The organism is Kitasatospora sp. NPDC057595 (assembly GCF_042800875.1).
Taxonomy (GTDB): Bacteria; Actinomycetota; Actinomycetes; order Streptomycetales; family Streptomycetaceae; genus Kitasatospora.
Genome location: NZ_JBHVGL010000009.1, coordinates 212,893 through 235,438, shown reverse-complemented (window position 1 = coordinate 235,438; position 22,546 = coordinate 212,893). Strand labels below are relative to the sequence as shown.

Annotated in this window: 16 protein-coding genes and 1 pseudogene; 10 read left to right on the top strand and 7 right to left on the bottom strand. The window is 72.1% G+C overall.

Going from position 1 to position 22,546, the window contains the following annotated elements:
• Positions 1 to 154: 154 nt before the first annotated feature.
• A pseudogene (locus tag ACFU9E_RS16750) lies at positions 155 to 1,228 on the bottom strand (sugar phosphate nucleotidyltransferase); the annotation flags it as partial.
• A 368-nt stretch (positions 1,229 to 1,596) separates the two neighbouring features.
• Positions 1,597 to 3,819, bottom strand: coding sequence for a (Fe-S)-binding protein (locus ACFU9E_RS16745; RefSeq protein ID WP_380684801.1), 2,223 nt, complete (start codon positions 3,817 to 3,819; stop codon positions 1,597 to 1,599).
• Between the two features lie 299 nt (positions 3,820 to 4,118).
• Between ACFU9E_RS16745 and dnaK the strand changes: the two genes are divergently transcribed.
• From dnaK to ACFU9E_RS16715, 6 genes are all read left to right on the top strand, one after another.
• Positions 4,119 to 5,969 carry a molecular chaperone DnaK gene (gene dnaK, locus ACFU9E_RS16740; RefSeq protein ID WP_380684800.1) on the top strand — a complete coding sequence of 617 codons (1,851 nt, stop codon included), beginning with the start codon at positions 4,119 to 4,121 and terminating at the stop codon, positions 5,967 to 5,969.
• Positions 5,966 to 6,604 (top strand): nucleotide exchange factor GrpE, encoded by a 639-nt coding sequence (gene grpE / locus ACFU9E_RS16735; RefSeq protein WP_380684799.1) that lies wholly within the window; start codon positions 5,966 to 5,968, stop codon positions 6,602 to 6,604. Before dnaK ends, grpE begins: the two co-directional genes overlap by 4 nt.
• 158 nt (positions 6,605 to 6,762) lie before the next feature.
• On the top strand, positions 6,763 to 7,914 hold the full coding sequence (dnaJ, locus tag ACFU9E_RS16730; RefSeq protein ID WP_380684798.1) for a molecular chaperone DnaJ: 1,152 nt from the start codon (positions 6,763 to 6,765) through the stop codon (positions 7,912 to 7,914).
• A 7-nt stretch (positions 7,915 to 7,921) separates the two neighbouring features.
• The gene (locus ACFU9E_RS16725) at positions 7,922 to 8,437 is read left to right on the top strand and encodes a heat shock protein transcriptional repressor HspR (protein ID WP_380684797.1); all 516 of its coding nucleotides are present in this window, start codon (positions 7,922 to 7,924) and stop codon (positions 8,435 to 8,437) included.
• A 216-nt stretch (positions 8,438 to 8,653) separates the two neighbouring features.
• Complete coding sequence (locus ACFU9E_RS16720; protein WP_380684796.1) at positions 8,654 to 9,655, top strand: LuxR family transcriptional regulator; 1,002 nt, start codon at positions 8,654 to 8,656, stop codon at positions 9,653 to 9,655.
• 565 nt (positions 9,656 to 10,220) lie between these two features.
• The gene (locus ACFU9E_RS16715; RefSeq protein ID WP_344335757.1) at positions 10,221 to 10,847 is read left to right on the top strand and encodes a hypothetical protein; all 627 of its coding nucleotides are present in this window, start codon (positions 10,221 to 10,223) and stop codon (positions 10,845 to 10,847) included.
• Positions 10,848 to 10,854: 7 nt separating this feature from the next.
• Here the strand turns inward: ACFU9E_RS16715 and ACFU9E_RS16710 are convergent, their stop codons facing one another.
• The 3 genes from ACFU9E_RS16710 to ACFU9E_RS16700 form a co-directional block, all read right to left on the bottom strand.
• Positions 10,855 to 11,784 (bottom strand): helix-turn-helix domain-containing protein, encoded by a 930-nt coding sequence (locus ACFU9E_RS16710; protein WP_380684795.1) that lies wholly within the window; start codon positions 11,782 to 11,784, stop codon positions 10,855 to 10,857.
• Positions 11,771 to 12,802, bottom strand: coding sequence for a LuxR C-terminal-related transcriptional regulator (locus ACFU9E_RS16705; protein ID WP_380684794.1), 1,032 nt, complete (start codon positions 12,800 to 12,802; stop codon positions 11,771 to 11,773). The genes ACFU9E_RS16710 and ACFU9E_RS16705 overlap by 14 nt, the downstream gene beginning before the upstream one ends.
• A gap of 609 nt (positions 12,803 to 13,411) precedes the next feature.
• Positions 13,412 to 14,530: a TDT family transporter gene (locus ACFU9E_RS16700; RefSeq protein ID WP_380687843.1), complete on the bottom strand. Its 1,119-nt coding sequence runs from the start codon at positions 14,528 to 14,530 to the stop codon at positions 13,412 to 13,414.
• 71 nt (positions 14,531 to 14,601) lie between these two features.
• Here ACFU9E_RS16700 and ACFU9E_RS16695 point away from each other — a divergent pair, with 71 nt between their 5' ends.
• The 3 genes from ACFU9E_RS16695 to ACFU9E_RS16685 all read left to right on the top strand — a co-directional run bounded on the left by ACFU9E_RS16695 (position 14,602) and on the right by ACFU9E_RS16685 (position 19,054).
• Positions 14,602 to 15,630, top strand: coding sequence for a LysR family transcriptional regulator (locus tag ACFU9E_RS16695; protein WP_380687845.1), 1,029 nt, complete (start codon positions 14,602 to 14,604; stop codon positions 15,628 to 15,630).
• 72 nt (positions 15,631 to 15,702) lie between these two features.
• A complete protein-coding gene (gene clpB, locus ACFU9E_RS16690; RefSeq protein ID WP_380687847.1) occupies positions 15,703 to 18,309 on the top strand; it encodes an ATP-dependent chaperone ClpB in 2,607 nt (868 codons plus the stop codon).
• Between the two features lie 181 nt (positions 18,310 to 18,490).
• Positions 18,491 to 19,054 carry a YbjN domain-containing protein gene (locus ACFU9E_RS16685; protein ID WP_380687849.1) on the top strand — a complete coding sequence of 188 codons (564 nt, stop codon included), beginning with the start codon at positions 18,491 to 18,493 and terminating at the stop codon, positions 19,052 to 19,054.
• A gap of 86 nt (positions 19,055 to 19,140) precedes the next feature.
• On the opposite strand, the gene ACFU9E_RS16680 is transcribed toward ACFU9E_RS16685, so the two are convergent.
• Together ACFU9E_RS16680 and ACFU9E_RS16675 are read right to left on the bottom strand one after the other, a co-directional pair.
• Positions 19,141 to 20,199 (bottom strand): peptidase, encoded by a 1,059-nt coding sequence (locus tag ACFU9E_RS16680; RefSeq protein ID WP_380686768.1) that lies wholly within the window; start codon positions 20,197 to 20,199, stop codon positions 19,141 to 19,143.
• On the bottom strand, positions 20,192 to 20,707 hold the full coding sequence (locus ACFU9E_RS16675; protein ID WP_380686766.1) for a hypothetical protein: 516 nt from the start codon (positions 20,705 to 20,707) through the stop codon (positions 20,192 to 20,194). Before ACFU9E_RS16675 ends, ACFU9E_RS16680 begins: the two co-directional genes overlap by 8 nt.
• A 227-nt stretch (positions 20,708 to 20,934) precedes the next feature.
• Between ACFU9E_RS16675 and ACFU9E_RS16670 the strand changes: the two genes are divergently transcribed.
• Positions 20,935 to 22,104, top strand: a complete 1,170-nt coding sequence (locus ACFU9E_RS16670; protein ID WP_380686764.1) for a pyridoxal phosphate-dependent aminotransferase — start codon at positions 20,935 to 20,937, stop codon at positions 22,102 to 22,104.
• Positions 22,105 to 22,546: the final 442 nt, after the last annotated feature.

The window sequence follows — 22,546 nt, the reverse complement described above, 5'->3', positions numbered from 1 at the left end:
GCGGACGGGCACCGGACCGGGGCCGGTTTGCAGCGAGCCTGTTACCGCCGGCCCACCTGCCCGCCGCCCGTCCCCGGGCTCAGCTCCGGACGCCGACCTTCGGCCCGTGCACCGCCGCCGCGGCGCTGGTCCCGGCCGGGCACCCGCCCGGGCCGGCCGAGGTGCGCACGGCGCCGACCGGCAGCAGCGTGCCGCAGGCGATCCGCACACCGTTCGGCAGCTCGTTGTCCGACTCGACGATCGCGCCGTCGCCGATCACCGCGCCGTCCAGCGCGGTGCGGTCGCCGATGGTCGCGAAGGCGCCCACGATCGAGTCCTTGACCAGGGTGTCCGGCCCGATGACGGCGCCGGGCAGGATCACGCTGCCCTCGACGATCGCGCCGGCCTCGACCACCGCGCCCTCGGCGACCACCGTGCCGCCGCTGAGCACCGCGCCGTCCCGCACGGTCGAGCCGGGCAGCAGCAGGGCGTCGCCGGTCGGGCCGGGGACGGCGGGCGAGTCGACCTTGCCGAGCACCAGGTCGGCCGAGCCGCGCACGAAGGCGGCCGGGGTGCCGAGGTCGAGCCAGTACGAGGTGTCGACGACGCCGCGCAGCAGCGCGCCGGTGGCCAGCAGCTCCGGGAAGGTCTCGCGCTCGACGGAGACCTCGCGGCCGGTCGGGATGCGGTCGATGACCGAGCGGGTGAAGACGTAGCAGCCGGCGTTGATCTGGTCGGTGACGATCTGCTCCGGCGTCTCCGGCTTCTCCAGGAACTCCAGCACCCGCCCGTTCGCGTCGGTGGGCACGAGCCCGAAGGCGCGCGGGTCCTCGACCCGGGTGAGGTGCAGGGTGACGTCGGCCCCGGCGGCCACGTGGCCGTCGCGCAGGGCGGCGATGTCCACGCCGGAGAGGATGTCGCCGTTGAACACCAGGACCGGCTCGTCGGGGCCGCAGGTGAGCCCGGTGGCCGCGTTGCGGATGGCGCCGCCGGTGCCGAGCGGCTCGCGCTCGGTCAGGTAGACCAGCTCGATGCCGTAGGGCGTGCCGTCCTGGAAGTGGTCCTCGAAGACCTCGGCGAGGTAGGAGGTGGCGAGCACCACGCGGGTGACCCCGGCCGCCGCCGCGCGGGCCAGCTGGTGCGCGATGAAGGGGACGCCCGCCACGGGCAGCATGGGCTTGGGGGTGTGGGTGGTCAGCGGACGCAGTCGCGTGCCCTTACCACCGACCAGCATGATCGCCTCGGTCATGGTCTGCGCTGTTCCCCTTGTGCTCTCTGCGGCCCGGCCCGGCGGGCCGATACCTCCGTCGGTCTGCTGTACGCCGTCCCGGGGGCCGGAACGGATCGACCGGCTCGCGGCCGGTCCGGCGCCTACTGTATTTCCTCCCTACCGCGGGGCCGCCCGGCGGCCCGGCGCCCGGCGGCCGGTCCGGTGACCGCGGCGCGGCCCGCGGGACCCGAAAAGCCCGGCCCGGGCGGGCGCCGGTGGGCACCCCCCGGGCCGGGCGGTTGTTGCAGAACTGTCGAAGAACCGGGCCGGTTCACGACCGTGCCGGGCCGGCCGGACCCTCGCCGGGCACGCCGGCCGGAACCCCTCCGGACGCGCCCGACCGCGCCTCAGGCACCGACGGTCTGCGGCTCCTCCGTCTCGGCCGGCGGGGTCGCCTTGACCGAGTCGAGCAGCAGCTGGGCGACGTCGACGACCTTCAGGTGCTCCTTGGCCGCGCCCTCGTTCTTCTTGCCGTTGACCGAGTCGGAGAGCATGACGAGGCAGAACGGGCAGGCCGTGGAGACGATGTCCGGGTTCAGGGACAGCGCCTCGTCGACGCGCTCGGTGTTGATCCGCTTGCCGATCCGCTCCTCCATCCACATCCGCGCGCCGCCGGCGCCGCAGCAGAAGCCGCGCTCCTTGTGGCGGTGCATCTCCTGCTGGCGGAGCCCCGGGACCTTGTCCATGATCTCGCGCGGCGGGCTGTAGACCTTGTTGTGGCGGCCCAGGTAGCAGGGGTCGTGGTAGGTGATGAGGCCCTCGACCGGGTTGACCGGCACGAGCTTGCCCTCGTCGATGAGGTGCTGCAGCAGCTGGGTGTGGTGGATGACCTCGAAGTGGCCGCCCAGCTGCGGGTACTCGTTGGCGATGGTGTTGAAGCAGTGCGGGCAGGTCGCCACGATCCGCTTGACCGGGGCGTCCTCCAGGGCCGCGTTCAGGGTCTCGACGTTCTGCGCGCCGAGCATCTGGAAGAGGAACTCGTTGCCCAGCCGGCGGGCGGAGTCACCGGTGCAGGACTCCTCCTTGCCGAGGATCGCGAACTTCACGCCGGCGGTGTGCAGCAGTTCGGCGAAGGCCTTGGTGGTCTTCTTCGCGCGGTCCTCCAGGGCGCCGGCGCAGCCCACCCAGTACAGGTACTCGACCTCGGCGGGGTCGATGTCCTCGCCGATCACCGGCACCTCGATGCCGGTCTCCTTCTTGAGCTCCTTGACCCAGTCCAGGCGGGCCTTGGTGGCCATGCCCCAGGGGTTGCCCTTGTTCTCCAGGTTCTTGAGCATGGTGCCGGCCTCGGTGGGGAACGAGGACTCGATCATCACCTGGTAGCGGCGCATGTCGACGATGTGGTCGATGTGCTCGATGTCGACCGGGCACTGCTCGACGCAGGCGCCGCAGGTGGTGCAGGACCACAGCACGTCGGGGTCGATGACGCCGTTCTCCTCGGCGGTGCCGATCAGCGGGCGCTCGGCCTCGGCCAGGGCGGCCGCGGGGACGTCCGCGAGCTGCTCGGCGGTGGCCCGCTCGGTGCCCTCCATGTCCTTGCCGCCGCCGGCGAGCAGGTAGGGGGCCTTGCCGAAGGCGTGCTCGCGCAGGCTCATGATCAGCAGCTTCGGGGAGAGCGGCTTGCCGGTGTTCCAGGCCGGGCACTGCGACTGGCAGCGTCCGCACTCGGTGCAGGTGGAGAAGTCGAGGATGCCCTTCCAGGAGAAGTGCTCGACCTGGGAGACGCCGAAGACGGCGTCGTCGGCCGGGTCCTCGAAGTCGATCGGCTTGCCGCCGCTGGTCATCGGGCGCAGTTCGCCGAGCGCGGTGGAGCCGTCCTCCTCGCGCTTGAAGTAGATGTTGAAGAAGCCCAGGAAGCGGTGCCAGGCCACGCCCATCGAGGGGTTGAGGCCGATGGTGATCGCCCAGGCGAAGGAGATGCAGATCTTCAGCATCGCGAAGACGTAGACCAGGTTCTCCAGGGTGCCGTGGGACAGCCCGCGGAAGGCCGCCACCAGCGGGTAGGAGATCAGGTACTTGGCCTCGTAGGAGCCGACGTTCTCCAGCGCGCCCTCCAGGCCGCGCAGGATCATGATGCACAGGCCGATGCCGAGGATCGTGTACTCGACGTAGAAGGCCTGCCAGGCGATCGAGCCGGCGAAGCGGGACTTGCGGCCCGCCCGGCCGGGCAGGCTCATCAGGCGGATCACGATCAGCGTCGCGATGCCCAGCGTGGTGAAGGTGCCGACCAGTTCGGTGAACAGCTCGTACGGGAGCCAGCCGCCGAGCACCGGCAGCACGAACTCGGCGTCGAACAGCTGGAAGAACGCGGTCAGCAGGGTCAGGCCCAGGGTGAGGAAGCCGACCGCGACGAACCAGTGGGCGACGCCGACGATCCCCCAGCGGTTCATCCTGGTGTGGCCGACGAACTCCACGGCCACGGTCTTCACCCGCTGCGCGGGCTGCCCGAAGCGGGTGGGGTCCGGCTGACCGGTCCGCACCACCCGGTAGATGTACAGCGCCGCACGAGCGGCGAGCGCGGTGCCGACCACGAATGTGACCAGCGAGATGACGATCGCTGCTAGCTGCATCGGCTCTCCGTCTCCTGCGGCTTGCGTGTTACTGGTGTGCAGTCTCTCCGAGGGGATTGTACTCGTCGGTAACTTCCAGCACCGACGGGCCGGACATTACCGTTCGCGAACACTTCTCCTGAAGATGCCCAAGGTATGGCGGCAGTCACGCGGGCGCACAGCCGACGCGGCCCGCCACCGCGCTCCGGGCGAACCGCTCAGCAAAGTTGAGCGCCATGGACTCATCCCTGTTGACGCCCTCGCCATCGTCATGCATTCTTGAGCCCGTAAAGCTCAACTCTTCCGTGGAGGTATCTACGATGGCACGCGCGGTCGGCATCGACCTCGGTACGACGAACTCGGTCGTCAGCGTTCTGGAGGGTGGCGAGCCCACCGTCATCACGAACGCCGAGGGTGCGCGGACCACGCCGTCCGTCGTCGCCTTCGCGAAGAACGGCGAGGTGCTCGTCGGCGAGGTGGCCAAGCGCCAGGCGGTCACCAACGTCGACCGCACCATCCGCTCGGTCAAGCGCCACATGGGCACCAGCTGGAAGATCGGGCTGGACGGCAAGGACTTCAACCCCCAGCAGATCAGCGCCTTCATCCTGCAGAAGCTGAAGCGCGACGCCGAGGCCTACCTGGGCGAGACCGTCACCGACGCCGTCATCACCGTCCCGGCGTACTTCTCCGACTCGGAGCGCCAGGCCACCAAGGAGGCCGGTGAGATCGCGGGCCTCAACGTCCTGCGCATCGTCAACGAGCCGACCGCGGCCGCCCTGGCCTACGGCCTGGACAAGGACGACCAGACCATCCTGGTCTTCGACCTCGGCGGCGGCACCTTCGACGTCTCCCTGCTGGAGATCGGCGACGGGGTCGTCGAGGTGAAGGCCACCAACGGTGACAACCACCTCGGCGGCGACGACTGGGACCAGAAGATCGTCGACCACCTGGTCAAGGTCTTCCAGGCGGGCCACGGCGTGGACCTGTCCAAGGACAAGATGGCCCTGCAGCGTCTGCGCGAGGCCGCCGAGAAGGCCAAGATCGAGCTGTCCTCGTCCTCCGAGACCTCGATCAACCTGCCCTACATCACGGCCTCCGCCGAGGGCCCGCTGCACCTGGACGAGAAGCTCACCCGGGCCCAGTTCCAGCAGCTGAGCTCCGACCTGCTGGAGCGCTGCAAGATCCCGTTCAACAACGTGATCAAGGACGCCGGCATCTCGCTCTCCGAGATCGACCACGTCGTCCTCGTCGGCGGCTCCACCCGCATGCCGGCCGTCGCCGACCTGGTCCGCGAGCTGACCGGCGGCAAGGAGGCCAACAAGGGCGTCAACCCGGACGAGGTCGTCGCCATCGGCGCCTCGCTCCAGGCCGGTGTCCTCAAGGGCGAGGTCAAGGACGTCCTGCTGCTCGACGTCACCCCGCTGTCCCTCGGCATCGAGACCAAGGGCGGCATCATGACCAAGCTGATCGAGCGCAACACCACGATCCCGACCAAGCGCTCGGAGATCTTCACCACGGCCGAGGACAACCAGCCGTCCGTGCAGATCCAGGTCTACCAGGGCGAGCGCGAGATCGCCGCGTACAACAAGAAGCTCGGCATGTTCGAGCTGACCGGTCTGCCGCCGGCCCCGCGTGGCCTGCCCCAGATCGAGGTCACCTTCGACATCGACGCCAACGGCATCATGCACGTCGGTGCCAAGGACCTCGGCACCGGCAAGGAGCAGAAGATGACCGTCACCGGCGGCTCCGCGCTGCCGAAGGACGACATCGAGCGCATGATGCGCGAGGCCGAGCAGTACGCGGAGGAGGACCACAAGCGCCGCGAGGCCGTGGAGACCCGCAACCAGGCCGAGCAGCTCGTCTACTCCACCGAGAAGTTCATCGCCGACAACGCCGACAAGCTGCCGGCGGACGTCAAGACCGAGGTCGAGACCGCCATCGGCGAGCTCAAGGAGGCCCTGAAGGGCGAGGACATCGCGAAGATCCGCGAGGCCTCGGAGAAGGTCTCCACCACCGCCCAGAAGCTCGGCCAGGCGCTGTACGCCAACGCCGACGCCGCCGGTGCGGCCGGTGCGGGCGCGGGTGCGGCCGGTGACGCCGGTGCCAAGGACGACGACGTCGTCGACGCCGAGATCGTGGACGACGAGAAGCCCAAGGGCGGTGCGGCATGACGGAGAAGCCGCAGGGTGCCGAGCCCGGCGACGACTCCGCCGCCGAGGAGGCCGTGATCAAGGCGGCCGAGGAGGCCGCCGCGGCCGGGGCCGAGGGCTCCGCCGCCTCCGGCACGGAGGAGGCCGCCTCGGCCAAGCGCGAGCTGGCCGAGCGCACCGCCGACCTCCAGCGCCTCCAGGCCGAGTACCAGAACTACCGCAAGCGGGTCGAGCGCGACCGGCTGACGGTCCGCGAGATCGCCGTCTCCAACATCCTGGAGTCGCTGATCCCGGTGCTGGACGACATCGGCCGCGCCCGCGACCACGGCGAGGTGACGGGCGGCTTCAAGTCCGTCGCGGAGTCGCTGGAGACGGTCGTCGCCAAGCTGGGCCTGCAGCAGTTCGGCAAGGAGGGCGAGCCCTTCGACCCGACCATGCACGAGGCGCTGATGCACAGCTACTCCTCGGACGTCACCGAGGACACCTGCGTCCAGATCCTCCAGCCCGGCTACCGGATCGGCGAGCGGATCATCCGCCCGGCGATGGTCGCGGTCGCGGAGCCCCAGCCGGGCACCCAGACCACGTCCGGTCCGGACTCCGACACCGCCAAGGGCGGGGAGAAGAAGGACCAGGCCGACGGTGGCTCGGACAGCTGACCAGCGGTGACAGCTGAAAACCCCTGCGCTGCGGAGTCGTACGCCGGCCAGTACGGCGGCCGGCTCCGCAGCGCGCTGTCGATGGGCCCGGGCACGGAACGCCGTGCCCGGACCGTTGACAGCACTGTGACGATGGACCTCGGGAGGTGGCGCCGGCCATGAGCGGCAAGGACTACGTGGAGAAGGACTACTACAAGGTCCTCGGCGTGCCCAAGGACGCCAGCGCCACGGAGATCAAGAAGACCTACCGCAAGCTGGCGCGCGAGTTCCACCCCGACGCCAACAAGGGCGACACCAAGGCCGAGGAGCGGTTCAAGGACATCTCCGAGGCGTACGACGTCCTCTCCGACGAGAAGCGCCGCAAGGAGTACGACGAGGCCCGCAGCCTCTTCGCCAACGGCGGCTTCCGCCCCGGCGGCCCCGGGGGCACCGGCAGCTACAGCTTCGACTTCGGCGACCTCTTCAGCGGCACCCAGGGCGGCAACACCGGCGGCCTCGGGGACGTCTTCGGCGGCCTGTTCAACCGCGGCGGCCGGCAGGCCCAACCGCGGCGCGGCGCCGACGTCGAGACCGAGGTGACGCTCTCCTTCGAGGAGGCCGTCGACGGTGCCACCGTCCCGCTGCGGATGACCAGTCAGGCCCCCTGCCGGCTGTGCAACGGCACCGGCGCCAAGTCCGGCACCACCCCGCGGGTCTGTCCGACCTGCGTCGGCTCCGGCACCGTCAGCCGCGGCCAGGGCGCCTTCGCGCTCTCCGAGCCCTGCCGGGACTGCCGCGGCCGCGGCATGATCGTCGACGACCCGTGCCCGGACTGCCACGGCAGCGGCCGCGCCAGCTCCGCCCGCACCATGCAGGTCCGGATCCCGGCCGGCGTCCAGGACGCCCAGCGGATCCGGCTCAAGGGCAAGGGCGCCCAGGGCGAGCGCGGCGGCCAGCCCGGCGACCTGTACGTCAGCGTCCACGTCGACTCCCACCCCGTCTTCGGACGCAAGGGCGACAACCTGACGGTGACCGTCCCGGTCAGCTTCCCCGAGGCCGCCCTCGGCGGCACCATCGAGGTGCCGACCCTGAACGGCCCGTCGGTGAAGCTCAAGCTGCCGCCGGGCAGCGCCAACGGCCTCACCCTGCGGGCCCGCGGCAAGGGCGCCACCCGCAAGGACGGCACCCGCGGCGACCTCCTGGTCACCGTGGAGGTCGTGGTGCCCCAGAGCGTCACCGGCGATGCGCTGACCGCCCTGGAGCAGTACCGCGAGGCGACCGCCTCCGACGACCCACGAGCCGCTCTCTTCCGGGCGGCGGAGGGAGCGTGACGACCAGATGACCCCCGACGACCCCATCGGCCCCGGCCTGGGCGAGGGCCTGCCCGGTGGCGGCGGCGCCCGCCGCACCACCCGCCGGACCGCCCCGCAGCCCCAGTACGTGCTGACCGAGGACACCCCGGTCTACGTGATCTCGGTGGCCGCCGAGCTCTCCGGCCTGCACCCGCAGACGCTCCGTCAGTACGACCGGCTCGGCCTGGTCTGCCCCGACCGCACCGCCGGGCGCGGGCGCCGCTACTCCGCGCGCGACATCCAGCAGCTGCGCGAGGTCCAGCGGCTCTCCCAGGACGAGGGCATCAATCTGGCCGGCATCAAGCGGATCATCGAACTGGAGAACCAGGTCACCGCGCTCCAGTCCCGGATAACCGAGCTGGTCGACTCCCTGGAGGGCGCCGCCACCGCGCTCCAGCAGCGCGAGGCCACCATCCACGCCTCCTACCGCCGCGACCTCGTCCCCTACCAGCCGCCCACCCCGCACTCCAGCGCCCTCGTCGTCTGGCGTCCCAAGCGCTGACGGCCCCTGTCGCCACCGCGCACCGCCGCCGGTTTCCCCCTGGCCGGGGGGTGCCGGCGGCACGGCGTTGGTGAGAGAGTGTTGAGGACCTGGACCGAACCGCCGGTCAACGGATCCCGGCCGCCGCGACACGCCGTACCTCTAGGATCGCCGATGAGGCGGCGTGGCCCGTGCCCCTGTTGACCGCTTCCGCCGGTCGATGACAAGGAGACGAGAATGAACGGTCGGGAGCAGAGCGGCGCCGCGGCCGGAGCGCCGCGGATTCTCTCGACCGATGCCCGGGAACTCTATTTGGCCGTCCTCCGCAAGGACGGCAGAATTGCCCGGAAAGGAAACGACCCGGACGAATCACAGGTGTTCGACGAACTCCTGTCGATCGGTCTCCTGGTTCCGGATCTGGACGAACCGCGCATGCTGATCGCGGCCGATCCGGCCCAGCTGTCCGCCAGTCTGAGCCTCACCTGGCAGCGGCAGGCCCTGGAACATTTGTCCCGCGCCGTCTCGCTTCCGACCGAACTGGCCGAACTGGCCGAGGAATTCCACTCGCCGGGCCAGAGCGGCGGGCAGATCGAGTACGTCCGGGGCAAGGCCCTCATCAACCAGCGGGTGCGGCAGTCCACGGCCGGCGGGCTGGAGGAGGCGCTGGCGATGCAACCCGGCGGCCCGCGACCACCGGACGTCCTGGCCGCGAACCTGGAGAGCGACCTGGAGGTCCTCCGGCGCGGCGCGACGATGCGGACGATCTATCACGCCAGCACGCGGTACCACCAGCCCACCCGCGACTACGTCACCACGCTGGCCGCCGCCGGGTGGCAGTTCAGAACGCTCGACGAGCCCTACACCCGGCTCATCATCATCGACCGGCGCATCGCCGTCATCCCGGTCGATGATGACATGAGCCTGGCTGCCTTCATACACGACCAATCAGTCATCGAATACCTGGCCGAGGAAGTGTTCGAGCGGAACTGGGGCCGCGCACTCGAATTCGACGGCCACCCGGCAGTACCGCGCCAAGTGGTATCGAGGCTACGGCAGACCATCATCGAACTGCTGCTCTCGGGAACGAATCACCGAGTCATCGCGCGCCGCCTGGGGATCAGCGAGAGAACGCTCGCCCGGCACATCGCCGAAATGCGCGAGGACTACAACGTGGATTCCCTGTTCCAGCTCGGCTACGTTCTCGGACGGGCCGCCAACGAGGACGACCCCCACGCGTAGCGCGTCCACCGCTCCCGGCCGCGCGTCCACGCGCCGGCACCGGAACCGCGGGCGGCTCAGGTCCAGTTGATGTCGGCGTCGGTGAGGGCCGCGACATGCTCGCTCCGCCCGGTCTCGGCGGACTGCCCCTGCGGCACGCCGGCCCAGGCGATCACCAGGGCCGCCACACCCATGACGAGCGGAAGCAGAACCTTCCGGCCGGATCGGCGCATACGAGACATACGCACATCACTTCCTCTGAATGGATCAGCCACCGGACATCTAGAACGAACGTCCACTCATGGTGCCGTACAACACGGCCCGGTGTCACCATGCTTCCGCCGCCCAGTGCGTCATCTCCCTGCCAGGCATCCAGATGACACCACGCAAACCTGGACGGGGCAGCGGTCACCGATGGACGATCAGTTCGCTCTCGATGGTCCATTGCAGGCTCGCCAAACTTGCCAATGTACCTTCAAATTCTCTGTTCAACCAACGATTCCCCAAGCCCTGTCAGCTGAGCAGCCCTCACCAACAGCATCTGCCGACACCAACCACCCCGGTCGGCCATTCCCCCGGAGTCGACATGACCGAGCCCTACCTGCGTCACCACGACAGCCAGGCCCATGAGGGCCGGCGTGCACGCGTGTTCCTGGCCGCGCCGCTGATGCGGCTGACCGGGCCCGCGGACAGTGTGGTGACCCTCGCCAGCCGGACGCGGCTGACGACCCTGCGCACCACCCTCCTCCGCAGTGGCGCCGCCGTGTACAGCGCCCACCACAGTGACGCCTGGACCGTCGCCGGGCGCGCCCCCGAGCCCCGTGTGCCGTCGGACTTCCGCGCGCTGCAGTCCGCGGACCTGGTCTTCGCCTACGTCGGCGCGCCGCTCTCCGCCGGCGTGAGCCTGGAGCTGGGCTGGGCGTCGGCGCTGCGCAAGCCGATCGTCCTGCTCGTCGACGAGGCCATCACCCACAACCCGCTGATCGCCACCATCGAGCAGGTCGCCCCCGTCCTGCCGCTGGTCTTCGACGACACCTGGTCCCAGGAGGCCCTCCACCACACCGTGGAGACCGCCCTCGACTGGGCCGGCATGGCGCTCTCCCTGCGCGAGGGCTTCTGGACCGCCCCCGGCGAGCAGTTCACCGTCCCCCGCCAGCAGCCCCCCGCCGTCGGCCCGTCCGGCTACTGGCCCACCGGCGCCGCCACCGGCTGACCGCGTTTCAGTCATCGCGGGCCCCCCGCATCTGCCAGCCGAGCTGGAACAGCGTCTCGGCGTCGTAGAGCTCCCGAAGCCGCGCGATGTGCCCGGCCACCGTCCGCTCGCTCAGCCCCAGCCGGGCGGCGATGGCCCGCTGGGTGAGGCCGCGGGCGAGGAGGCGGCCGATCCGGGCGGACGTCGGGTGCGGGGCGTCGGCGGACCGGTCGACCGGGCAGGCGCGGGCCCAGTCGCGCTCGAACAGGCGGACCAGGTACGCGACGGTGGCCGCGTTGTGCACGAAGACGGCGCCGGCCTCGTCGGCGGCGTCCGGTATGACGGCCACCGCGCGGTCGAACACCAGCATCCGCGGGTACGGCTCGTGCAGCACCCTGAACTGCGAGCCGTACCCGGCCATCAGCGCGGCGTGCTCGGCCACCGTGCGGTCGGCGAGGGCGACCGGCTGGTAGAGCGTGCGGATGGCGCCACCGCGGCGGAGCAGCGCGACGTCCTGGACGGACGCCATCCGCAGGCCCGCGATCGGGCGGTGGCCGGGCTGGGCGGCGAGCATCTCGTCACCGCAGTCGGAGATGAGTTCCGAGATCCGCTGCCGGATGTCGGCATTCCCCTCGACGCGGATGGACCCGGTGGTGGCGGGGGCCGGACGGTGGGCGGCGTCGTAGGCGGCGGTGAGCGGCGCAAGGGTGTCCGCAAGGCGGTCCGCGCGGAGTAGGAGACCGGTGGCCTCGCTGCACAGGTCGGCGGAGAGCCGGTCGCCGGCCGCGCGCGGGCTGGCGGCCGCATAGCCGTCGGCGGTGCGGACGAGCAGGCCCCGGGCGAGCAGCCCGGCCAGCGCCACCGGGTCGGCGGTGTCCGGCGGGCTGAGCCGGCCGCCGCCGGCGAGCGCCGCCAGGTAGAGGTCCTGCTCGGACGGCGTGGGCTCATCCGTCGTCACGGCCGCCCCGCATCAGCCAGCCGAGCTGGAAGAGGGTCTGGGCGCCGTAGCGGTCGCGCAGCCGGGAGATGTGGGCGGCCACGGTGCGTTCGCTCAGGCCCAGCCGGGTGGCGACGGCGCGCTGGGTGAGCCCGCGGGCGAGCAGGCGCCCGACCCGGTCGGGGGCTTTGTGGACGGGACCCTGGCTGAGGACGGCGGACCAGTCGGTGGCGTCGGCGCGCGCCCAGTCGCGTTCGAAGGCGTTGACGATGAACGCGATCGCGGCCGGGTCGGTGATGAACGCGGCCGTGGTGTGGTCGTCGTTGGCGGAGATGACCGCGACCGAGCGGTCGAAGATCATCAGCCGCTGGAAGGGCTCGTCCAGGATCCGGATCAGCGAGCCGCGCCGGGTGACCTCCTCGACGTAGGCCAGCGCGGGCGGTTCGGAGACCGCGACCGGCTGGTAGATGGTGCGCAGCGAGCAGCCGCGCTGGAGGAGCTGGACGTCCTGCTGGATGGCGATCTTGAGGGCGTCCGCCGGGCGCGGGCCGGGCTGGGCGGTGAGGACCTCGGTGCGGCAGTCGGAGACCAGCTGGGAGATCCGCTGCCGGATGTGGATGTGGCCCTCGATGTAGACGGCGCCGCCGGAGCGCTCGGGCGGGCGGGGCATCGCGTCGTAGGCGCGGGTGAGGGCGTCCAGGGCGCCGGGGAGGTTCTCGGCCCGGACCAGCAGCCGGGTGGCCTCGCTGCGCAGTTCCGCGCCGAGGCGGTCGCTGACCGAGCGGGGGCTGACGGCGGTGTAGCAGGCGTCCATCGGATTGAGCATCAGCAGGCCGACGGAGACGAGCCGGCGGACGGCGTCCTGGTCGGACTCGGGGACGTCGGCGATCCGGACGCGGCCGCCCTCGGCGAGGATCGCGAGGTAGAGCCGGCGGGCGGGCTCGTCGGGTTCGCCGACGGCCGCGGTGGCACCGGCCGAGCCGTCCGGGGCCGGTCCGCCCGGGAGGACCGTCGGGTCCGCCGTCGCCTCGAACGTCACGTCGAACGCTCCCTGCCGAATGCTCTCGGGGCTGGTGGTGCTCCGCGCGCGCCGCGCGCGGCGGTGATCACCGTACTGGTGGCCGGCGGCCCTCCGGACCCCGGGTGCCGTCGCACCCGGATCCGGGGGCCGCCGGTGTACGCCGCGGTCCCAGCGCTTCCGGCGAGGCGGAGCAGCAACGCCTCGCCGACTCCGGTCCCGGGGGCCATCACCACACATGGCGTCCCGGCCGGCGCTCTCCCCCCCGATATGCAGGCACGTGCGGACGTGCCGGTCGCATCCAGTACTGAAGAGCAAGTCGCCTTCCTCGGGCTGCGGTTGCCCGGACGACCTGGCGTGACTCCACCCTCACAGCGTGACGGCCGGTGAACAAGTGCCACCCTGCTGCATGTTCTCGCAATTGCAGGAACCTGCACCGACGCTCCGGCGTGTGCGCTTGCGGTCCGCCGGCGACCGCCGCGAAAGCGCAGGTCAGCGAGGTGGGGCCGGGGATTCTCCGACCGTCCGGCCGGTAGGCCGCGGAGTCGCGTGTTCCGGAAACCCGGCCGGTTCCCGCGCGGCGGACCACGCGGCCCACCGTCACCCGCGGACCGCACCCGCGGACCGGGCTCAGCGGGCCAGCAGCCGCCCGCCGGCCAGCGCGGCGGCCGTCCCGCCCGCCGCGAGCGCCCAGCCGGCCAGCAGCAGGGCGAAGAGCCCGGCGGCGAGCCAGGTGAATCCGGCGAACCCGGTGTGCCGGGCGAGCGCGGCCGCCCCGGTGACGCAGGTGCCGACCGGGAAGGTGAACGCCCACCAGGTCATCGCGAACCCCATCCCGGCCCGCCGGGCGCGCAGGTTGGCCACCACGGCGAGCGGCAGCCAGAGCATCGCGGCGCCGAGCACGGCCACCCCGAACAGTTCGGCCAGGGCGAGCGCGGTGGGCGCCAGGCCGGGCAGCAGCGGGCCGGCGGCGTCGGCGATCTGGTGGACGGCGGTGGTGGACTGGCCGAGCGGGCCGAGCACCAGGAACAGCGACGGGGTGAGCGCCAGGGCCGGCAGCTTGCTGTGCACCAGGCCGGTGAGCACCACCGGCAGCACCGCCAGGGTGGCCAGCAGGCCGATCCCGAACAGCGCCGCGCAGCCGTACAGCAGCGCCTCGCGGGCGGTGCCGGCCGGCAGGTGCGGGACGAGCGCCGGGCCGGTGGCGGAGGCGACCAGCGGGGCGACCACGGGCAGCAGCCAGGTCGGGTTGGCGGCGAGCGGGGAAACGGTGTGCCGGGTGATCATCAGGTACGGGATGCCGGCCGCGACGGCGAGCGCGTACAGCGTGCCGGCCGTCCAGAGCGCGAGGTCTAGCGCGACGGCCGGGCCGGTGCCGATGACCCGGGAGCCCACGGTCAGGGTGCCGAGGCCGACCGAGAGCAGCGCCATCGGCGGGCAGCCGTAGAAGACGGCGGTGGCCGGGTCGTCCAGCAGGTGCGCGCGGGCGGCCGCGCGGTGCCGGGTGAGGTGGACGCCGCGGGCGGCGCCGATCAGCAGCAGGCCGGCCAGCCCGAGCGCCCACATCAGCTCGGCGAAGCCGGTCAGCCCGGGCCACCGGACCGGCAGCGCGGCGGCGCCGTTGGCGATGATCGCGGTGCCCATGACCACCGCGTACCAGTTCGGGCCGAGCTGGGCGAGGTCGAGGCGGCGGAGCCGGGCGGACGGCCGCGGGCGGGCGTCGGGGGCGGTGCTGAGCAAGGTGGCCATGACACCCACCGTCGCCCGCGGCGGCCGGTGCCGGTAGCGCCGCGCACTCTATGAGGGCATAGCCTGAGTCTATGGCCCTCTCTCCGCGCGTCCCCGAACTCGGTGCGCTGGAGCTACTGCTCGCGGTGGCCCGGCTCGGCAGCGTCGGCCGGGCGGCCGCCGAGCTCGGGGTGAGCCAGCCGACCGCGAGCGCCCGGATCAAGGGCATGGAGCGGCAGATCGGCGTCCCGCTGCTGGAGCGCTCCCCGCGCGGCTCCCGGCCCACCGAGGCGGGCCGGCTGGTGGTCGAGTGGGCGCGGCATGTGGTGGAGGCGGCGCAGGCGCTGGACGCCGGGATCGACGCGCTGCGCGAGCGCCGGGACGCCCGGCTGACCGTGGTGGCCAGCCTGACCGTCGCCGAGTACCTGATGCCGGGCTGGCTGCTGGCGCTGCACGCGGTCAGCCCGGGGTTGGCGGTGACGCTGCGCACCGCCAACTCGGCGGACGTGGCCGGCCACGTCCTGGCGGGGGACGCGGACCTCGGCTTCGTCGAGGGGCCGCTGCCCCCGGCCGGGCTGGCGGGCGCGGTGGTGGCGGCCGACCGGCTGGTGGTCGTGGTGGCGCCGGACCATCCGTGGGCGCGGCGCCGTTCGCCGCTGTCCGGGCGGGAGCTGGCGGCGACCCCGCTGGTGCTGCGCGAACCGGGCTCGGGGACCAGGGAGGTGCTGGAGATGGCGCTGGCGCCGTTCGGGGGCACCACCACACCGCGGCTGGAGCTGGCCTCCTCGACGGCGCTCAAGGCGGCGGCGATGACCGGGGCCGGGCCGGTCTGCCTGAGCGAGCTGGCGGTGGTGGAGGAGCTGGCGACCCGTCGGCTGGTGGCGGTGGGGCTGGCGGAGGAGCTGGACCTGCGACGGCCGCTGCGGGCGGTCTGGCCGGCCGGACAGCGGCCGACCGGCCCGGCCCGGGAGCTGCTGGCGCTGACCCGGCGGACGGCCGGGACCCACCAGGCGAGGATGGCGCAGGCGCGCGCCCTCCCACCGCGGACGGACCGCAAGCCCGCCGGACCGGCCGAACGCCCCGCGTTGCGGACCCGACCCGACCGTTCATCCAAAAGTTGAGCGGAATAGACTCAACTTAGTGCATGCTGTAGACGGCAGACATCACGCACGACGAGGGAGGACCCCCCAGCAGTGGACGCCAGCAAGTTCACCACCAAGACGCAGGACGCCCTGTCCGCCGCGATCCGGCAGGCGGGCGCCGTCGGCAACCCGGACGTCAAGCCGGTGCACATCCTGATCGCCCTGCTGGAACAGCCCGAGGGCATCGCCAGGCCGCTGCTGGAGGCGGTCGGCGCGGACGTGTCCCGGATCGACGCCGAGGCCCGCCGCCAGCTCACCGGACTGCCCAGCGCCTCGGGCGCCACCGTCGCCGCGCCGCAGCTGGCCCGCGACACCCTGGCCGTGCTGACCGAGGCCGGCAAGCGCGCCGACGACCTCGACGACCAGTACGTCTCCACCGAGCACCTGCTGGTCGGCCTGGCCGCCGAGGGCGGGGCGGTCGCCGAGCTGCTGGTGCAGCAGGGCGCCACCCCGAAGGCGCTGCTCGCCGCCTTCAAGGACGTCCGGGGCAGCGGCCGGGTCACCTCGCCGGACCCCGAGGGCACCTACAAGGCGCTGGAGAAGTACGGCACCGACCTCACCCAGGCCGCCCGGGACGGCAAGCTCGACCCGGTGATCGGCCGGGACCAGGAGATCCGCCGGGTGGTCCAGGTGCTCTCCCGCCGGACCAAGAACAACCCGGTGCTGATCGGCGAGCCCGGCGTCGGCAAGACCGCCGTCGTCGAGGGCCTGGCCCAGCGGATCGTGGCCGGCGACGTGCCGGAGTCGCTGCGCGGCAAGCGCCTGGTCGCCCTGGACCTCGGTGCGATGGTGGCCGGTGCCAAGTACCGCGGCGAGTTCGAGGAGCGGCTGAAGGCCGTCCTCAACGACATCAAGCAGAGCGACGGCCAGGTCGTCACCTTCATCGACGAGCTGCACACCATGGTCGGCGCGGGTGCCGGCGGCGACTCCGCGATGGACGCCGGCAACATGCTCAAGCCGATGCTGGCCCGCGGCGAGCTGCGGATGGTCGGCGCCACCACCCTGGACGAGTACCGCGAGCGGATCGAGAAGGACCCGGCCCTGGAGCGCCGCTTCCAGCAGGTGCTGGTCGGCGAGCCCAGCGTCGAGGACTCCATCGCCATCCTGCGCGGCCTCAAGGGCCGCTACGAGGCGCACCACAAGGTGCAGATCGCGGACGCCGCCCTGGTCGCCGCGGCCACCCTCTCCAACCGGTACATCACCTCCCGCTTCCTGCCCGACAAGGCGATCGACCTGGTCGACGAGGCGGCCTCCCGGCTGCGGATGGAGATCGACTCCTCCCCGGTCGAGATCGACGAACTCCAGCGCGCCGTCGACCGGTTGCGGATGGAGGAGCTGGCCCTGGAGAAGGAGTCGGACCCGGCCTCGGTCGACCGGCTGGCCCGGCTGCGCCGCGATCTCGCCGACAAGAACGAGCAGTTGAGCGTGCTCACGGCCCGCTGGGAGCAGGAGAAGAAGAGCCTGAACCGGGTCGGCGAGCTCAAGGAGCGGCTGGACGACCTGCACGGCACCCTCGAACGAGCCCAGCGGGACGGCGACTTCGAGCGCGCGTCCAAGCTGATGTACGCCGAGATCCCGGCCGCCGAGAAGGAGCTCGCCGACGCCCAGGAGCGCGCCGCCGGCGAGGACACCTCCGCCTCGATGGTCAAGGAGGAGGTCGGCCCGGACGACGTGGCCGATGTGGTGGCCTCCTGGACGGGCATCCCGGCCGGCCGGCTGATGGAGGGCGAGAGCGCCAAACTCCTGCGCATGGAGGAGGAGTTGGGCCGCCGTCTGATCGGCCAGTCGGAGGCCGTGCAGGCCGTCTCGGACGCCGTGCGGCGCACCCGCTCGGGCATCGCCGACCCGGACCGCCCGACCGGCTCGTTCCTCTTCCTCGGCCCGACCGGGGTCGGCAAGACCGAGCTCGCCAAGGCGCTGGCCGACTTCCTCTTCGACGACGAGCGGGCGATGGTCCGCATCGACATGAGCGAGTACGGCGAGAAGCACTCGGTCTCCCGGCTGGTCGGCGCCCCGCCCGGGTACGTCGGCTACGAGGAGGGCGGCCAGCTCACCGAGGCGGTCCGCCGCCGCCCGTACAGCGTGGTGCTGCTGGACGAGGTGGAGAAGGCCCACCCCGAGGTCTTCGACGTGCTGCTGCAGGTGCTCGACGACGGCCGGCTCACCGACGGCCAGGGCCGCACCGTGGACTTCCGCAACGCGATCCTGATCCTCACCTCCAACCTGGGCAGTCAGTTCCTGGTGGACCCGACCACCCCGGAGGAGCGGAAGAAGGACCTCGTGCTGGAGTCGGTGCGGGCCGCCTTCAAGCCGGAGTTCCTCAACCGGCTCGACGACATCGTGGTCTTCGACCCGCTGGGCACCGCCGAGCTGACCCGGATCGTCGACCTCCAGATCGCCCGGCTGGGCGACCGGCTGCGCGACCGCCGGCTCACCCTGGAGGTCTCCGCGGCGGCCCGGGACTGGCTGGCGCTCACCGGCTACGACCCCGCCTACGGCGCCCGGCCGCTGCGCCGGCTGGTGCAGTCCGCGATCGGCGACCAGCTGGCCCGGGCGATCCTCGCGGGCCAGGTGCACGACGGCGACACCGTGCTGGTCGAGCGGGACGAGGAGGGCGACCGCCTCACCGTCCGTGCCCGTGGGCCGCTGGAGAAGTAGCCGCCCGTCACGACCGGAACGATCATGGCCCGCCCCCGGAATTCACGGGGCGGGCCTTGATCCGGCCATGCCCCTCCCGGTGGCTGCCACCCCTGTGAGGCGAGCCCCGGATGAGGCAGGATGGACTCGGAAGGGCGGCCTCTCATTGCCGACCACCATGTGCACTGAGGAAGAGGACCCCATGAGCATCGACCCGTCGTCCATCCCGTCGTTCGGCATGCCCCAGGGCGGCCAGCCCGGAGGCCAGGGCGGGCGTCCGGCCGGCCCGCCGCCGATCATCGTCCCGGACCAGAACCTGGTCGGACAGCTCCTCGACCAGATGCAGCTCAAGCACGGCGTGGACGAGGAGGGCGACCTCACCGCCCCCTGGGAGGGCTTCCGCGTCTACTACATGTTCCGCGGCGAGCAGAAGGAGCTCTTCGCGGTCCGGGCGTTCTACGACCGCCCGTACCCGCTGGAGAAGAAGGGCGAGATCCTCGACCTGATCGACGAGTGGAACCGTGAGACCCTCTGGCCGAAGGTCTACACCCACACCCACGAGGACGGCGTGGTCCGCCTGATCGGCGAGGCCCAGATGATCGTCGGCACCGGCGTCAACCTGGACTACTTCGTCACCACCACCGCCAACTGGACCCAGGCCGCCGTGGGCTTCGAGCAGTGGATCGTCGAGCGCCTCGGCCTGCAGGACGACATCGAGGGCGAGGACGGCGAGGACAAGCCGTCCGACGGCACCGACCGGAACTGACCCCCGGGGAGTCTCCGACTCCCCCGTACGGCCCGCCACCGGCATCCCGGTGGCGGGCCGCGCTCGTTCCCGCACGCCCGCCGCGGTCACCAGCGGCGGCGCCGCCGGCGGTACCGGTGGAGCAGCAGGCACAGGCCGGCGAGGACGAGGGCCGCGAGCCCGGCGGTCACGGGGGTCGGGAGGTCCCCCGACCCGGCGGCCGAGGCCTCGACGGCTCCGGCACCGTCCGGCTCCGCCGGGAAGGTGACGGTGACCCGGGTGGTGTGCTCGGCCGTTCCGCCGCGCAGCGTGAGCTCCGCGTTCCACGGCCCGTCCGGCAGCCCCTTGTCCAGCGGGACGACCGCCTCCCCGACGTCACCCGGAGCGAGCGTGGTGCCCGTCCTGACCGGGAAGGGCCCGGCACGCAGTCCGCCCGGACCGTTGACCAGGGAGAGCGTCCCGCCGATGTCCAGCGCGCGGCCCCCCGTGTTGCGGACCCGGGCGTGGACCTCCCCCCGCCCGTCGCGGGCCTTGGCGGGACGGAGCCGCTCGATCGCGAAGTCCACGGGCGGCTCACCACCGGGACCGACGTCGACGTACATGCGGACCCCGACCCGGCCCAGGATCGTCAGGTTCTGCGAGCGGTCCGGGGGGTCGGCCGTCTGGGCCCAGATGACGCCGTACCGCTCCCCCGCGGCGGCCTCCTTGGGCACCCGGACGGTGGCCTGCACCCGCGCCGTCCCGGAGGGCTCCAGCTGGAGCTCCGTCCTCTCCAGCGACGTCCAGCCGGTCAGCTCGTTGGGGGTGCGGTCCGGCGCGAAGGCGAACTGCCCCTTCGCGACGGCGGCCGCCCCGGCGTAGAGGCTGACGCGCATCGGCGCCGAGGACTCGTTGGAGACCTCCACCCGCCGCTCGATGGTCGAACCCGGGGCGACGTGGTCGACGATGTACGCCTGCGCCCTGGGATCGTCACGGCGGTCCTCCGGAGCGTCGAGCAGTCTGATGCCGATGGTCCTCGCGGCGGCCTTCCCGGCGGCACCCGGCCGCGGGGAGGGCGTCCCGGGTGTGCCGTCCGCCGCCGCCGGCAGCACCGCGACCGCCTGGACGACGGCCAGCACCGTCAGCAGGACCCAGTACCGGCGCGCACCCCTCGTCCGGTCAGGCAACGGACTGGGTCAGCGTTCCGGTGTAGAGCCCGCCGACGGCACTGGCGGGCACGCTGACGGTGACCGTCGGGTCCCAGGTCGCCGTGTTGTCGCCGATGCCGGCCGACCCGGTGACCACCGTCTGCGGGGAGTTGGTCAGCGTCACGCTGGTCGTGGTGACGGTGATGACGCCGGTCGTCGTCACCGTCCCGGCCGTGTAGGTCGCGTCGGTGGCGGGAATCGTGGACGGGCCGTTGGCGAAGTCCGTCTCCGATGCCGTGACCGTCCAGGAGGCCGAGAGCAGGGCCCGGTTGTCGACGACGGTCACCGGACCGATCGGCGCGCTGATCTGGGTGCCGGGCGCTCCCGAACCGAGGGCGGCACTGACCGGCACCGACATCGTCAGCGCGCCGGAGGTGACGACGAAGGTGAGCGTGGTGCTGGGGTCGGAGGCCGCGACGGCCAGGCCCGGCTGGACCACCACGAGGGCGGCGGCCGCGGCCGCGACGGAAAGTGTTCGTAAACGCACAGTGACTCCCGGAGACAGCCGCCCAACGGCGGGCCAGCAGGTTGACGTGATGTCAGGCAAACCGGCGCGGACCGTTCCCGCAAGGCGGGGGCCGCCGCGCTGCGCCGGAGGAATGCCGCGTTTCAGCCGGAAGGCCCGCCGGCCGGACCGGACCGGCGGCCCGAGAGCTTGTCCGCGCCCCGCAGCCGTCGGAGGATTGGCCCGACCACAATCTGTGAGGAGCCGTGATGGGTGCGAGGCCGCTGTTGAACCGCCGGCTGGCGGGCATGGGAACGACGATCTTCGCGGAGATGTCCGCCCTGGCCACGGCCACCGGCTCGATCAACCTCGGCCAGGGGTTCCCGGACACCGACGGCCCCGAGGAGGTCCGCGAGGCCGCCGTCCGGGCCCTGCGCGAGGGGCGCGGCAACCAGTACCCGCCCGGCCCCGGCGTCCCCGAGCTGCGGCAGGCGATCGCCGGGCACCAGCTGCGCCGCTACGGCCTCGGGTACGATCCGGACACCGAGGTGCTGGTCACCGCCGGCGCCACCGAGGCCATCGCCGCCGCCCTGCTCGCGCTGCTGGAGCCGGGCGACGAGGTGATCGCGTTCGAGCCCTTCTACGACTCCTACGCCGCCTGCATCGCCATGGCGGGCGCCGTCCGCGTGCCGCTCACCCTGCGCACGCCCGCCTTCCGCCCGGACCTCGACGAGCTGCGCGCCCTGGTCACCCCGCGCACCCGGCTGCTGCTGCTCAACTCCCCGCACAACCCGACCGGACTCGTCCTCACCCCCGACGAGCTCACCGCCATCGCCGAACTCGCCGTCGAGCACGATCTGCTGGTGGTCACCGACGAGGTCTACGAGCACCTGGTGTTCACCGGCGCCCACCACCCGGTCGCCGCCCTGCCCGGCATGCGCGAGCGCACCGTCTCCATCTCCTCGGCCGGCAAGACCTTCTCCTTCACCGGCTGGAAGGTCGGCTGGGTGACCGGCACCCCCGAACTGGTCGCCGCCGTCCGCACCGCCAAGCAGTACCTCACCTACGTCAGCGCCGGCCCCTTCCAGTACGCCGTCGCCGAGGCCCTGAACCTGCCCGACGGCTACTTCGAGGACCTGCGCGCCGATCTGCGGCACAAGCGCGACCTGCTCGCCGCGGGTCTCACCGCCGCCGGTTTCCGGGTCTTCCGGCCCGAGGGCACCTACTTCATCACCACCGACATCACCCCGCTGGGCGAGAAGGACGGCATCGCCTTCTGCCGCACCCTCCCCGAGCGCTGCGGCGTCGTCGCCATCCCCAACGCCGTCTTCTACGACGACGTCGAGGCCGGACGACCCCTGGTCCGCTTCACCTTCTGCAAGCAGACCGCCGTCCTGGAGGAGGCGGTCGACCGGCTCTCCCGGCTGTCCCGCCCCTGACCCATCGGCGGAACCTCTCGCACGTCCTGACGATTCGTCAATTCGCCCGATGGGCAGTGGATTTGCGGCCTCCCGGGCAATTCGTGCCGCCCCCGGGACACGGCGTGCCCCGGGACGGGGAGGGTGGGGGCGTGCAGGACGCGCGGGCGGCGTGTGGACGGCGCACACGGCGCGTGGGCCGGGGTGAGGGGCGCGCGCTGTGCATAGTCGCACACCGGGTCGATCAGAGCAGGGAAGCAGATGTGCTCGAAACGGTGAATGCTTGACAAAGTTGGGTAAATCACCGACGGACCCGGCGTATTCGTGCTTCTCTGCTGCTGAATCTCCAGCCGGAATCCTTCCTTCCACGGTCGGCCGCGCCCTGGACCGCACAGCGCCGAACAGCCTCGCCCTTGCCTAGGCCTACTCGCTGCTGCTCGGCGGGCACGCACGGAGCTGAAAC